Raw genomic sequence first — 13,305 nt, forward strand, 5'->3', positions numbered from 1 at the left:
CCATCCGTACCTCGACCAGATTCTCGCCCTGAATCACATCCAGAAACTGACCGTTTTTTTTCCGGCAGCCGCAAATCGATATCCGCAGTCAACCACTCCTCCGATGTTTTGGGTGGAAAATAGATTGAATCTTGTTAAGAAGAAGTGTCTTCATCTTTTGAACTGGAAACCCAGCTCATAATTATAAAAAAGATCAAGATCCAATTTTTTATTCATACCAAAGGATTTTGGTTCGGATGATAAAATACAAAACGCAGGCCCTGAGGGAAACCGGAATAACAACTGAAAAAATCAGAATTTCATCATGCGATCGATATCGCGTTTGGCATCTTTTTCTTTCAAAGTCTCGCGTTTATCGTACATTCGCTTACCGCGCGCCAGCGCTATTTCCAGTTTGGCTAATCCGCGTTCGTTCACAAACATTTTTACCGGAATAATGGTAAACCCCGACTCTTTTACCTTCTTGGCCAGCTTATCCAACTCTTTCCGACTAAGAAGTAACTTGCGGTCGCGCTTGGCGATGTGATTGTTACAGGTTCCCAGTTCGTATTCGGCAATGTGCAGGTTGATCACATACAACTCGTTGCGCACAAACTGGCAGTACGAATCGGTTAAATTCACCTTCCCGCCCCGGATTGATTTTATCTCGGTCCCCACCAGTTTCATACCCGCGACAAAGCGCTCCACCAATTCGTATTCGAACGTGGCTTTCTTGTTTTTGAAACTAATATTTTGCTTTGGTGCGTGCGCCATTTACAATTCAGATTTAATAATATGCATTCAGCAATTTCGACAAAAAAACACTTAAAAAACTGAATACAAAAAAGTTAACCACTATGGTTATTAATATATAACTGTTTTCCTTGTTGTCGGGAAAAGTAAGCAACTCGCGTGCCCCCACCCAAAACAGGTAAAAACTGTACACTCCCAATATATCCAGAACATACAAAAACGGGAACATTCCGGTGAGCATTGATACCAACAGAATAGGCGTTATGGAATAAACAACCAGTTTCCGGGCAACCGCCGCGTTCTTTTCTCCGCCAAAGGTTTTCATCAACTCGGTGGTGAAAAACACCCCCAGGAAATACATCAGAATAAAAAGAACAATTTCGCGCAAGGCCTTTAACAAGGGGTACTCAATAAAAAAATCGACTCGCCTGAAAAACTCACCAATAAATACAGCTACCGCCACCGCCAGCAAAATCGGTAACATATATGTGAGCCATAATTTTGCGCCACTCTCCTTGTTGTCCTTTTGTGCCTGCCAGAATTCCTTTGGAGTAAACAGCAGTTCTTTTACCTCGGCAATTATGTTTGATAATGAGAATTCCATCCCTGAAAATTTGCAGCAAAATTACACTTTCTATCAAATTTAGGAAATTTTTCAGTCGCGAGTAATAAGCGTCTTACACACTGGTAATACTAATAAATAAAAGAACTCCTGCCAAGCATAAAATCGGCAGTTAATTTTTACTGCCAACCGCCTGATCATGATTTTTTCAGTTCCCGCCTCCGTTCCTGCAAAATATTCTGCAGGGCAAACATTTCGTCGCGTAAACGAGCAGCCTCTATGAAATCGAGTTCTTTGGCTGCCGCTTTCATTTGCTTTTGCGTTTTTTCGATGGCTTTTTCCAATCCGTCGATACTCATGTACTGCACAACCGGATCGGCGGCAATATCGGGTTGCCCCATACCTCCGTCGTACTGAGGCTGTTTGTCGCTGCGGTATTCGTAACCAATAATTTCGCGGGTGGGTTTCACGATCGCTTTGGGCGTGATATTATTCTCTTCGTTGTATTTCAACTGTTTCTCGCGTCGATAATTGGTCGAATCAATGGTTCGTTTCATCGAATCGGTGATCTTATCGGCATACATAATCACCATCCCGTTAAGGTTACGCGCCGCACGCCCCGCAGTTTGCGTAAGCGATCGTTCCGACCTAAGAAATCCTTCCTTGTCAGCATCCAGAATAGCCACCAGCGAAACTTCGGGCAGGTCAAGTCCTTCTCTCAAAAGGTTGATCCCCACCAGAACGTCGAACTGGCCTTTCCGCAGTTGCTCCATAATTTCGATGCGCTCCATTGTATCCACGTCCGAGTGAATATAACGGGTTTTCACGCCCATATTCAAGAGGTATTTCGAAAGTTCTTCGGCCATTCGTTTGGTCAGCGTTGTCACCAACACCCTTTCTTCCCTTTCAATTCTGAGGTTAATTTCGTGCATCAGGTCGTCAATCTGGTTGGCACTGGGCCGTACATCGATAATCGGATCGAGCAACCCGGTGGGACGAATGATCTGTTCCACCACCACACCTTCACTTTTTACCAGTTCGTAATCGGCTGGGGTCGCACTCACATAAATCACCTGGTTCACGAGGTTTTCAAACTCTTCAAAACGCAAGGGCCGGTTATCGATTGCCGCCGGCAACCGGAAGCCAAATTCCACCAGGTTTACTTTGCGCGAATTATCACCTCCGTACATCGCCCGAATCTGGGGAATGGTAACATGGCTCTCGTCAATCACGGTAAGAAAATCATCGGGAAAATAATCCAGCAAACAGAAAGGCCGCGTACCTGCTGCCCGTCCATCGAAATAACGCGAGTAGTTCTCGATGCCCGGACAATACCCCAGTTCGCGCATCATTTCCATGTCGTATTCGGTGCGTTCCAGTATCCGTTTGGCTTCAAGCGGCTTACCCACTTCCTTGAAAAATTCCACCTGTTTCACCAAATCATCCTGAATCTGATGAATAGCCGATTTCATGCGGTCTTTGGTGGTCACAAAAATATTGGCCGGGTAAATCGTTACCTGATCCAGGCTCTCAATTGTCAAACCATCGGCGGGATCGAAACTGCTGATCTCCTCAATTTCATCTCCCCAGAACGTAATGCGGTAGGCCACATCGGCATAAGCCGGATAGATATCCACATTATCGCCACGCACCCGAAAGTTACCGCGTTCAAATTCAGCTTCGCTGCGCGAGTACAAGGCATCTACCAGTTGCCTGAGCATTGCGTTTCGCGAAACTTTCTCGCCTACTGCCAAAGCAGTGATATTGCCATGAAAATCTTCCGGGTTACCAATACCGTACAAACACGACACCGACGACACCACAATCACATCGCGCCGCCCTGAAAGAAGTGCAGAAGTAGCACTCAACCTGAGTTTCTCAATGTCTTTGTTGATGGAAAGGTCTTTTTCGATGTAAGTCCCCGTGGTGGGAATATAAGCTTCGGGCTGATAATAATCGTAATACGAAACAAAATATTCCACCGCGTTTTTCGGAAAAAACTGTTTCATTTCGCTGTACAACTGTGCCGCCAGCGTTTTATTATGACTCAGAACAAGGGTTGGTTTCTTTACTCTTTCAATCACATTGGCAACCGTAAACGTTTTTCCCGACCCGGTAACACCGAGTAAAGTCTGAAAACGTTCTCCGCCGGTAATTCCTTCTGTTAACTGAGCAATTGCTTCAGGCTGATCACCAGTTGGCTGATAATCTGATACAATCTTAAAATCCATCCTGCAATATTACAAATTGATTTGCAGAATCACTTCACCGTTATTTTAGAATGATTTTATCAGCAATAGATGTGAACATCAAATGTTCGTTTTTGTGAAAAGCTAAAAAGAATTTCGACTCTTTCGGAATGATGCCGGGAAAGTTCGACTTTTATTGCAGTAGCCGGCCTAAACGGCAACTACCAACACTAGTTTTCCTTTAAAACAACTGAGAAGAAAGAGGCAAGAAAAAAATCCTCACAACTTTTATTAAAAAAATTGGAATTTAATGGATTTGCAGACTAAGCGATGCTGAAATCCATTTCGTAATATTCATTTACATCGGTAACCATCATACCGGCAGTTCGTGCTGCCTGCATGCCGGGTTTGCCGTCTTCAAACACATGGCAAAATTCAGGAGCCACGCCCATTTGCTCTGCACATTTCAGAAAAGTTTCGGGGTGTGGTTTCGGATGTTGAACATCGTCGGCCGATACCAAAACATCAACGTACTTTTCAATTCCTATAATTTCAAGTGTTTTCTCGGCCAGCCGGCGATAACCTCCGGTGCCAATGGCAATGGGTAATTTTCCGTGGTATTTTTTCAACAATTCCACTACGGGTTCAACCGGTTTCATCTTACTCATCAGTGTCTCATATTCCGCCTCTTTTTGGTGCCCCACCTTTTCGGGCTCCATTTGAACACCAAAAACTTCGTTATAGCGGGCAATGGTTTCAACTGCAGGAACGCCAGCCAACGACATAAAAAAGTCGGGTTTCAAATCGACATTGTAATCTTTCAATACACTTCGAAACGCCAGGTAGTGAATCGGCATATTGTCGGCCAATGTTCCGTCCAGGTCAAAAATAAGCGCCTTTGCGTTGGGATGAATGTCCAGTTTACGATCCATGTTTTATTTTTTGAAAACACGAAAATAAACTTTTCGCAAACGGTGAGCGATAGTGCTTTAACATTTCAGAAAAATTTTAAACTTTGTTCCTCTTAACTTAACATTCAATGAACGAAGTATTTTTGTACACTTTCCCGCAATGGATTGTATTTGCAGCCCTTTTTGTTATCATATACGGATGGGTGGAAGGTAAAAAAGTTTTCCGGCTCACAGGTGACGGAATTTTCATTCTCCTGGGAATTTTTGCCCTCGTCGTGTTGCTGGGCGATCACCTGGCGGCCGCACACTATTTAAGTCCCGAAGAAGTAGCCCGGGAAGAGCTTGATGAAGTCATCACCAACGAAATCCCGATTCAAGCCCGCTTACTCCCCGCTTACTGGAGCTTTTTATTTACCGGACTCCTGGCTGTTCCGACGCTGATACTCGACTGGACCAACAAAAAATTAGCCCGTACCATGATGGTCGTTACCGGACTGGTGGCGCTGCTGGGTTTCTTTGTGGTAGTTGCAGCATTGCGCGCGGTATAAATCGCCATAAAAAAAAACAGCAGCTATGAAATTCACCATAAAACTACTTTCGCTGGGCATTTTCGCCGGTCTTTTCGGATGTGAAACTCCGTCTCCCAAAGGAAATCCGGAACAATGGAAGCAGGAGATTTTAAAGGCAGAACAGGATTTTGCGGCTTTGGCTGCCCAAGAGGGAATTCCGGCCGCTTTTGCAACTTATGCCGCTGACGATGCAGTACTGATGCGAAACAATCAACTGATCAAAGGCAAGGAAGAGCTGCAAAAAAGCTTTGCCCATTCTCCCGCAAAATCACCCAACATAACACTAACCTGGACACCTGACTTTGTGGATGTATCCAACTCCGGCGATTTAGGATACACCTATGGAAAATACATTTACACCGTTATCGACTCGATGGGTGTTGCCCAACACGATACGGGTATTTTTCACACCGTATGGAAAAGGCAGGCCGACGGCAACTGGCGCTTTGTTTGGGATTAATTGAATTATTTCCGGTTCTCCACCGGAAAATCTTCCTGAACCAGTCCGTCCACTAATTTTACAATGCGCGTTCCGTATTGTGCATTTTCTTTGGAGTGTGTTACCTGGATAATCGTCATTCCCTCTTCGTTGAGTTTCTTCAACAGTTTCATGATCATTTCGCCCTGTTCTGAATGAAGATTGCCGGTTGGCTCGTCGGCAAGCAATAACTTCGGATTTCCGATAATGGCGCGCGCAATGGCCACCAACTGTTGTTGTCCGCCGGAAAGCTGGCTTGGGAACAAATCCTTTTTCGCTACAATATTGAAGCGGTCGAGCAAATCGGCCACCAGCGCTTTTCGCTCCTTCCCCTTTACACCGCGATAAACCAGTGGTGTTTCGATGTTTTCATAAACATTCAATTCATCAATCAGATGAAAAGCCTGAAAAATAAAACCAATGTGGCTGCGGTGATACTGCACCTTTTGTTTTTCCTTTATCCGGTGTGCAGGCTCGTCCCAGAAATAATACTCTCCCGCACTTGCTTCATCCAGCAACCCGATAATATTCAGTAAAGTAGACTTGCCGGCTCCGCTGGGCCCCATTATCGAAACAAATTCGCCTTGTTTTACTTCAAGGTTAACGCCTTTTAAAATAAATGTCCGCTGGAAACGCGAATCGTAGTATTTGTCGATGTTTTTTAGTTGGATCATAATTGTACGGAACTTTGATGTTTTTGATTTTAGATTGACTTTGATTTTTTATTCATCTCGTGAACCTTTGCCGGAATTCGGGTAAGCTGCCAACCGTTATTCCCCCCTAAATCCCCTGAAGGCGACTTCCGAGATGTACTATTTATTATCTTTTTAATTTATTCATTTTCTGCTCCTTACAGCCCTCTCCCTCCGGGGAAGTTAGAGGGGGTTTTACTCATACCGCAGTGCCTCCACAGGATTTCGCGTAGCCGCTTTCCACGACTGAACCGATACAGTCAGCAAAGCAATCCCTAAAGCAAGCGCTCCGGCAAGCGCGAATATCCACCAGCTTAATCCGGTCTTGTAGGCAAAGTTTTCAAGCCACTTGTCCATCGCCAGCCAGGCCAGCGGAGTCGCAATTACAAAGGCAATAATCACCCACTTCACAAAACTTCGGTTTAGCATCGCTAGAATCTCACTTACCTGAGCTCCATTCACCTTGCGGATGCCAATCTCTTTAACGCGTTGTTGCGCTACCAGCAACGAAATCCCCAGCAGTCCCATCGAGCTGATAAAAATGGAAATGATAGTAAAAATAGTCAGCAGTCGCGCCTGCAATAACTCTGTACGGTAAACATTGCGGTACATGGCGCCAACGTGCTCGTGCGAAAACGGATAAGCCGGAAACAGTTCTTTCCAAACCGATTGGATATCAGCAAGCGCTGTCTCACGCATTCCGGGTTGATACGAAACCACAAAATTAAGTAGCCACAACTTGTCGCGTTTAAACATTACCAATGGCTCCACCCGCTTTTTTATACTCGAAAGATGAAAATCGTTGACCACCCCGATAATTTTTCCTTCGGGTAACTGAATGGGCGTACCGGGAGAAAATAGTTTGAAATTTTTCCCGATAATCTGGCTGGCATCATCATAGTTTAGCAGGTGCATCGCAGTTTCATTGATGATGTACTCACCCGATCCTTCAACATCGGCATTGCTTTCCGTGAAGTTCTTTCCGGCCAGAAATTCGAGATTAAAAATACTGGCAAACGAATAATCACAGGGAAAAACGCCGATCCTGTTCTGACTCTCCTCAGTAGGCGGCTCATGCCCTTCCAGTTCATAGCCAAACTGATCATTCGCTTCCCCGCCGGGAGGTTCCATCATTGCCGAAACCGATTCTATGGTTGGATGTTTTAGCAGTTCTTCTTTGAACAGTTCAAATTTTTGCTGAACACTGGCATGCACCGATTCAAAACAAATCAGGTTGTCGTCCTTAGGTGTCATGGAGTTGGAAAGTGCATAATGCGTTTGCCGCGAAATTACGATGACGGCAGCAATAAGAACAATCGCAAAAGTATATTGACTGATGATAATCCCACGGTTAATGGTTATTTTATTGCGATGAAAAAGATTTCTGCTTGGACGGTAAATTTTCCCGATGCTTTGTCTTAAAACAGGTTGAAGCCCGGCCAGGATTCCCAGAAAGCTAAATACAATAACCACCAGTATCACAAGTACCGAATTCGTGTGGAAGAGGTTCATGCCAAAGTATTTCGCGATAACAGCGTTGACAGGGACGGAAATAAGAAAAGCGATTATTATGGAAGCCAGCACGATAAAAACACTTTCAGCTGCAAAATATCTCAGGTTAATGTGAGGCGTGGAGCCGAGTACGCGATTGATGGCAATAAAGTTGGTATTAAAACCTGACATTCCCAGGTTCAGACTGGCATAGTTGCTCATTGAAATTAACAGCAAAATCAAGGCAGCAACCGACAGCACATAAATGTTCGTCATGTTACCATTGGCTTCAATTTCACGAAGCTTATCCGAATGCAAATGAATGGCTGTAATTTTCTGCAGGTAGGCTTTTGTTTCAATTTCGTCCTCTTTCCTGTCGCTTATTTTTGCTAAAAATTCGGCGTAACCGGCTTCAATGTTTTTGGGATTGGCATTTGGTTTTAACAACAGGTAAGTAAATGCCCACCAGCTGATTTCTCCCCGGGCAGGCGTTGTAAGCAATTCGGGATGGAAATGACTGTTTTGCGGAAAATCCTTCATCACTCCTTTTACTGTGAAGTCAGTTTGTTCGCCATAAAACTGCCCGGCAGGTAACGAGATTGTTTTTCCGATCGGATCGGCATTTCCAAATACTTTTTGCGCAAACGATTTGGTGATCACCATCGAACCCGGCGATTCCAACACAGAATTCTTGTCGCCCACCAGCAACGTGGCATCAAAAACCCGGAAAAAAGTGCTGTCGCAAACAAAAGCTTCGTTAATCGAATAATACTGTTCGTTGTGCATTACCACACCACCTCTCATGGGAGCCAGCCTTACATAAGTTTCTATCTCGGGAAAAGTAGCCGCCAGATCAGGAATTTGTTCCGAGTTGTAAATTCGGGCAAAATGGTTGTTTCCAAACATCGATGAATTTGTAGTGGTAAACCTGAGAATACGGTCGGCTTTGGAATGGAAAGCATCGTAAGTAAGTTCGTTTTTCAGAAAAAGGGCAATAAACAAAATGCCACTTAGTCCAAGCGCCAAACCCAGCACCTTTATAAAATTCAGAAACGGACGTTTTTTAAAATTTCGAATTACAAACCGGAGCAACATAAATTTTGTTTTTAGTATTTGGAACGGTGCTATTTACTGTTTTCTGACAGTAAACTGTACCATTCACCACCCACAGCATTTACCCCTAAGATATCAAAAAAGCACTTCAAGCCTTCCCTGATTGGAGTTACGCCATCGCAGTTTTTTTCTTTCCGCGGATTAGGTCAAAAGCAATGCCCTTTTAACGAGCAACTGACTATCAGCGCATTTCGCAAAAACCGACAAACAGTTGTGTCCATTTTTTTGACATGCCGTGTATAAATATTTGTCAAAGCGCTACTCCTGAAAAACAAAAGGGCAAATCCGTTATGAAATGTTTGAACCTCCTTTAAAACATGGTCACAACGATCTGCCCTTTAAAGAATTTCTGAGTAATAAACTCCAAATGTTGTGGGAGTAATATTATTCTCTGTTTTCTGATTGATGACAACTCGGTCAAAATAGTCTCCGGCTTCGAGACCCACTTTAATCCCAGATGCATGACAATGAAAAAGGTTGCGTTTGAAACTCTTTTTTAAGGATTTTTTATGAATAATAATAGTCAACAAGGGTACTACGTAATTTCAGTTTCCAGTTCACACTCAGCTAACCTTGGGCGCTTTTATCGATCATTAACCCGTAATTTGAGTCCGATCTCCTATTTTTAACGATTCAAACCAACAAGATATGATTGAAAAAGTACCTGCATCGGAGTTGAAAATGCGCATGAAAAAGTTCCGGGAAGTAATGGATGCCCAACATCCGGACTGGCAAATGGCTGTGGTTTTCAGCAAAATAAACCTGTTGTATTTTACAGGTTCCATGCCGGAAGGGATGCTGGTGATTGTGCGTGAAAAAGATGCAATACTGTGGGCTCGTCGCGGGTACGAACGTTGTTTGGTGGAATCGGAATTTCAAATTATAAAACCGATGCCGAGTTACCGGGTTGCCGCAGAAGACTACCCGAAACTTCCTGCAGAAGTCTACCTTGAAACTGAGTTTGTTCCGCTGGCTATGTTTCAACGGTTTCAGAAATATTTCTCATTCAATTCGTATAAATCGCTCGATTTTCAGATTGCGCAAACCCGTGCTGTTAAAAGTAACTGGGAAATTGCCTGCATCGAAAAGGCTGCCGCAATTCACCAGGTTGTACTCGAAGAACGTGTTCCGGAATTGTTGCGCGAAGGCATGACTGAGGCCGATCTGGCGGCTGAAATGTACCCGATTATGGTAAAGGAAGGGCACCAGGGAAGCGTGCGTTTTGGTATGCACGATACGGAAATGGCCCTGGGTCAACTGGGATTTGGAGACAGTTCGTTGTACCCCACCAGTTTTGATGGCCCCGGAGGAAACCTGGGAGCGAATCCGGCGGTTCCGAGTTTTGGAAACCGAAACAGAGAGTTGACAAAAGGCAGTCTTGTTTTTGTGGATGTGGCTGTGGCTGTGAACGGTTATCACTCGGATAAAACCATGACATATATGTTTGGCGAGGCACTGCCACGGGAGGTTCAGGCCTACCACAAACAATGTGTTGAAATACAAAACCGGGTGGCCGAAATGCTGCAGCCAGGCAATGTTCCTGAAACGATTTATGAAACAATAATGAGTGGGCTTAGTCCCGATTTTCTGAAAAATTTTATGGGTTATGGCAACCGGCAGGTAAAATTCTTGGGGCATGGTATTGGCCTGACTATCGATGAATACCCGGTACTGGCTGCAGGTTTTAAAGCTCCGCTCGAAGAAAATATGGTTTTTGCAGTTGAACCCAAAAAAGGAATCGAAGGCGTTGGAATGGTCGGAATCGAAAATACTTTTGTGGTTACTCCCAACGGAGGTCGTTGTATAACCGGCACCAGCCCCGGCTTAATTTTGGTGGATTAGTCCTGAAAAACACGGACAGGTTTTCAATACTGTAATTTATTTTCCAGCATTGCAAGAATGGATCTTTGGATTGTTTTGCCGGAGCTCTTGCCCCTAAATCCCCTGCAGGGGACTTTGGCACATCTTCGATTGGCCTTTTGTTTTTGTAATTGAACTTTCATTTCCTTCATAAATCTTTATCAATGCGCTCTCCCTTAAGGCTCTTCAGGGCTTTGGGGCAAAACCAAATTACTCGTACCTTAAAGCCTCAACAGGATTTCGCGTAGCCGCCCGCCAGCTTTGCCAGCTAACGGTTAACAAAGCAATTCCCAAAGCCAATAACCCGGCCAGCGCAAATATCCACCAGCTTAGTTCGGTTTTGCAGGCAAAATTTTCAAGCCATTTACTCATGGCGTACCAGGCAATGGGTGTGGCAATTACAAAGGCAATAGCTACCCACATAACAAAGTCTTTATTCAGCATGGTAAGTATTTCAGTGATTCTGGCGCCGTTTACTTTGCGGATGCCGATTTCTTTTACCCGGGCTAACGAAATAAGCCAGGCAATGGAAAACAGGTTGATAACACTGATAAAAATGGCCACCACAATAAACAAACGGAATATTTTTACCAGTTGAATTTCCTTATCAAACTGCCGGTTATAATAATCCTCAATAATTAAATATTCGAAAGGATAATTGGGGAAGGTGTTGCTAAATTTGGCTTTTATAAAGGGAATAACCGAAGCAAAATCGGCGCTGGCAAGTTTTACAGAGTAATTTCCCCAAATCATATTTTCGGTCCAGTTGATCAGCACCATGGGTTTGTGGCTCTCTTTTGCATTGCTAAAATCCACATTCTCGGCAACTCCAATTACGGTCACCTCGAACTTTTGCATGCCACTTTCGTCTTCCATTTTAATGGCTCTTCCGATGGCCTCTTCGGGATTTTGGAAGCCAAGATATTGTAATCCGGCACGATTGATAATACACGAATTGTTTGAGGCAGAAGCGCCCTTTTCCAGGAAATTCGTTCCGGCCAAAAGCGGAATATTGTAGTTGCGTATAAAATTGTCGTCGGCAACAATAAGCGCGGCCTTACCTCCTTTTCCGGTCAGCTTTTCGGTAAAATTAAAATTGTAGGCCGACAGATCTCCCGGAACTACGTTCGAACTAGAAAATCCCAGTATCGCACTATTACTTAATAGTTCTTCTTCAAAAGCCTGCAGGTTATTAATTCGCTGCGATGTTTTTCGTAGATTTTTAGGAACCTTAATCACCAGGGTATTTTTCACGTCAAAACCTTTGTCTTTATCCATCAAAAAATTCACCTGCTTACTAACGCCGGCAACTCCGGCCATGATGGCAATAATAATAACAAACTGAGCCACAACAATTACCTGCCGAAAAGAAAGCCCCCTGGAAACCGGTTTATATCTTAACTTCAGCAAATCGAGACCATTGAAACGGTTAATCATTAGCGCCGGAACAATTCCGCCGATTAACAGGCTGATTGCAATGATTGAAAATAAAGTGGCCAGAAATAGCGGGCTTACAAACACCGGCCGAAGCATTATTCCGAACTGGTTTTGCATTACCGGAACAAGCATCCAGCCGATGGACATCGAAATAAAAACGGCTAAAAAGTGAATAATCAGCGATTCGGAAAGCGAAGCCCACAGAATTTCGGCACGTGTGGCCCCGTTTATTTTTTTGATTCCCGTTTTTTTGGCCGAGTTAATCAATCGCGAAAAAGCAAACTGAATGTAATTGAATCCCGAAGCACAAAGAATCAGCAAACCAATTACAAAAATGAGCGTAACGTATTCCGCCCGCGAATTGGTCTCCAATTCATTTTTCATTTCCGAATACAGATGAATTTCATTCAGCGGCTGGAGATGATAAATATGCTTAACATTGCTTTTTTCGAATTGCAACTTTTTATTTTCTGCAACAATCTCATTTACTCCCGATTCAATCTGACTTACATCTGCATTTTTGTCCAGCTTCAGGTAGGTATAAAATCCGGTTTCGCCCCATTGGGCTTTTGCCGGCGGCGGCAGGTGCATGTCGTCGTGAAACGACAGTAAAACCTCTGCATTAAAATGTGCCTGTGCCGGGATATCTTTAAAAACGCCTTCAATGGTATATTCAAAAACCGGATATTTAAATAAAATCTGCCCTACAGGATTGGCATTACCGAAATATTTTTTTGCAGTACTTTCAGAAATAACTGCCGTATAAGGCCGGGTTAAAACCTCTGATTTATTCCCTTGTATTAATGCAATTGAAAACACATCGAGGAAACCGGCAGAAGCATGATAAACATGCGTATTGGTGAAGATCTCGTCGCCAATTTTATATTGCGGGTTGTTTGTTCTGGTAAGATAACCAGCTGCCACAACCTGTGGGTATTTCTCTTTTAAGGTGGCCGCCACACCGCGTTCGCATTGCGGAATTGAAATACTCAATTCGTTTCCGCTGTAAATATCGGTGCTGACCCTGTAAATTTGTTGGTTGTCGGGAAATACACGATCAAATCCTCTTTCATAAAAAACATACCCCGATACTAGAATAAAGGTAACCAAACCGATACAAAGAGAAAGCAACAGAAAAGCCGAGTTTTTTATCTCGCGACTTAAGTTCCGGAACGCGATTTTCAGGTGATAAAATTGTCTCATTTTCGATTTGATTTTAGTTGTTCTTTTTTGTTTAATTCTAGTCGTATAGTTATCTGCGCAGAAAGCTT

At 43.8% G+C, this 13,305-nt stretch carries 10 protein-coding genes; 3 read left to right on the top strand and 7 right to left on the bottom strand.

The annotated features are described in order from the left end of the window. Positions 1-291: 291 nt before the first annotated feature. From smpB to MR764_RS02185, 4 genes are all read right to left on the bottom strand, one after another. On the bottom strand, positions 292-753 hold the full coding sequence (gene smpB / locus MR764_RS02170; RefSeq protein WP_247977748.1) for an SsrA-binding protein SmpB: 462 nt from the start codon (positions 751-753) through the stop codon (positions 292-294). A 13-nt stretch (positions 754-766) separates the two neighbouring features. Further along, positions 767-1,336: a Yip1 family protein gene (locus MR764_RS02175; RefSeq protein ID WP_247977749.1), complete on the bottom strand. Its 570-nt coding sequence runs from the start codon at positions 1,334-1,336 to the stop codon at positions 767-769. 155 nt (positions 1,337-1,491) lie between these two features. Beyond that, a complete protein-coding gene (gene uvrB, locus MR764_RS02180; protein WP_247977750.1) occupies positions 1,492-3,525 on the bottom strand; it encodes an excinuclease ABC subunit UvrB in 2,034 nt (677 codons plus the stop codon). A 281-nt stretch (positions 3,526-3,806) separates the two neighbouring features. Next, a complete protein-coding gene (locus MR764_RS02185; RefSeq protein WP_247977751.1) occupies positions 3,807-4,415 on the bottom strand; it encodes a beta-phosphoglucomutase family hydrolase in 609 nt (202 codons plus the stop codon). A gap of 107 nt (positions 4,416-4,522) precedes the next feature. Between MR764_RS02185 and MR764_RS02190 the strand changes: the two genes are divergently transcribed. After that, positions 4,523-4,942 carry a hypothetical protein gene (locus tag MR764_RS02190; protein ID WP_247977752.1) on the top strand — a complete coding sequence of 140 codons (420 nt, stop codon included), beginning with the start codon at positions 4,523-4,525 and terminating at the stop codon, positions 4,940-4,942. A gap of 25 nt (positions 4,943-4,967) precedes the next feature. Beyond that, the gene (locus tag MR764_RS02195; RefSeq protein WP_247977753.1) at positions 4,968-5,423 is read left to right on the top strand and encodes a nuclear transport factor 2 family protein; all 456 of its coding nucleotides are present in this window, start codon (positions 4,968-4,970) and stop codon (positions 5,421-5,423) included. A gap of 5 nt (positions 5,424-5,428) precedes the next feature. Here MR764_RS02195 and MR764_RS02200 read toward each other — a convergent pair whose 3' ends face one another. Beyond that, positions 5,429-6,115 (bottom strand): ABC transporter ATP-binding protein, encoded by a 687-nt coding sequence (locus MR764_RS02200; RefSeq protein WP_247977754.1) that lies wholly within the window; start codon positions 6,113-6,115, stop codon positions 5,429-5,431. A 213-nt stretch (positions 6,116-6,328) separates the two neighbouring features. Beyond that, the gene (locus tag MR764_RS02205; protein ID WP_247977755.1) at positions 6,329-8,719 is read right to left on the bottom strand and encodes an ABC transporter permease; all 2,391 of its coding nucleotides are present in this window, start codon (positions 8,717-8,719) and stop codon (positions 6,329-6,331) included. 666 nt (positions 8,720-9,385) lie between these two features. Between MR764_RS02205 and MR764_RS02210 the strand changes: the two genes are divergently transcribed. Beyond that, positions 9,386-10,579 (top strand): Xaa-Pro peptidase family protein, encoded by a 1,194-nt coding sequence (locus MR764_RS02210; protein ID WP_247977756.1) that lies wholly within the window; start codon positions 9,386-9,388, stop codon positions 10,577-10,579. Positions 10,580-10,807: 228 nt separating this feature from the next. Here MR764_RS02210 and MR764_RS02215 read toward each other — a convergent pair whose 3' ends face one another. Then, the gene (locus MR764_RS02215) at positions 10,808-13,237 is read right to left on the bottom strand and encodes an ABC transporter permease (RefSeq protein WP_247977757.1); all 2,430 of its coding nucleotides are present in this window, start codon (positions 13,235-13,237) and stop codon (positions 10,808-10,810) included. Positions 13,238-13,305 lie beyond the last annotated feature (68 nt).

This window comes from Maribellus sp. YY47, assembly GCF_023111095.1.
In the GTDB taxonomy this organism is placed as follows: Bacteria; Bacteroidota; Bacteroidia; order Bacteroidales; family Prolixibacteraceae; genus Draconibacterium.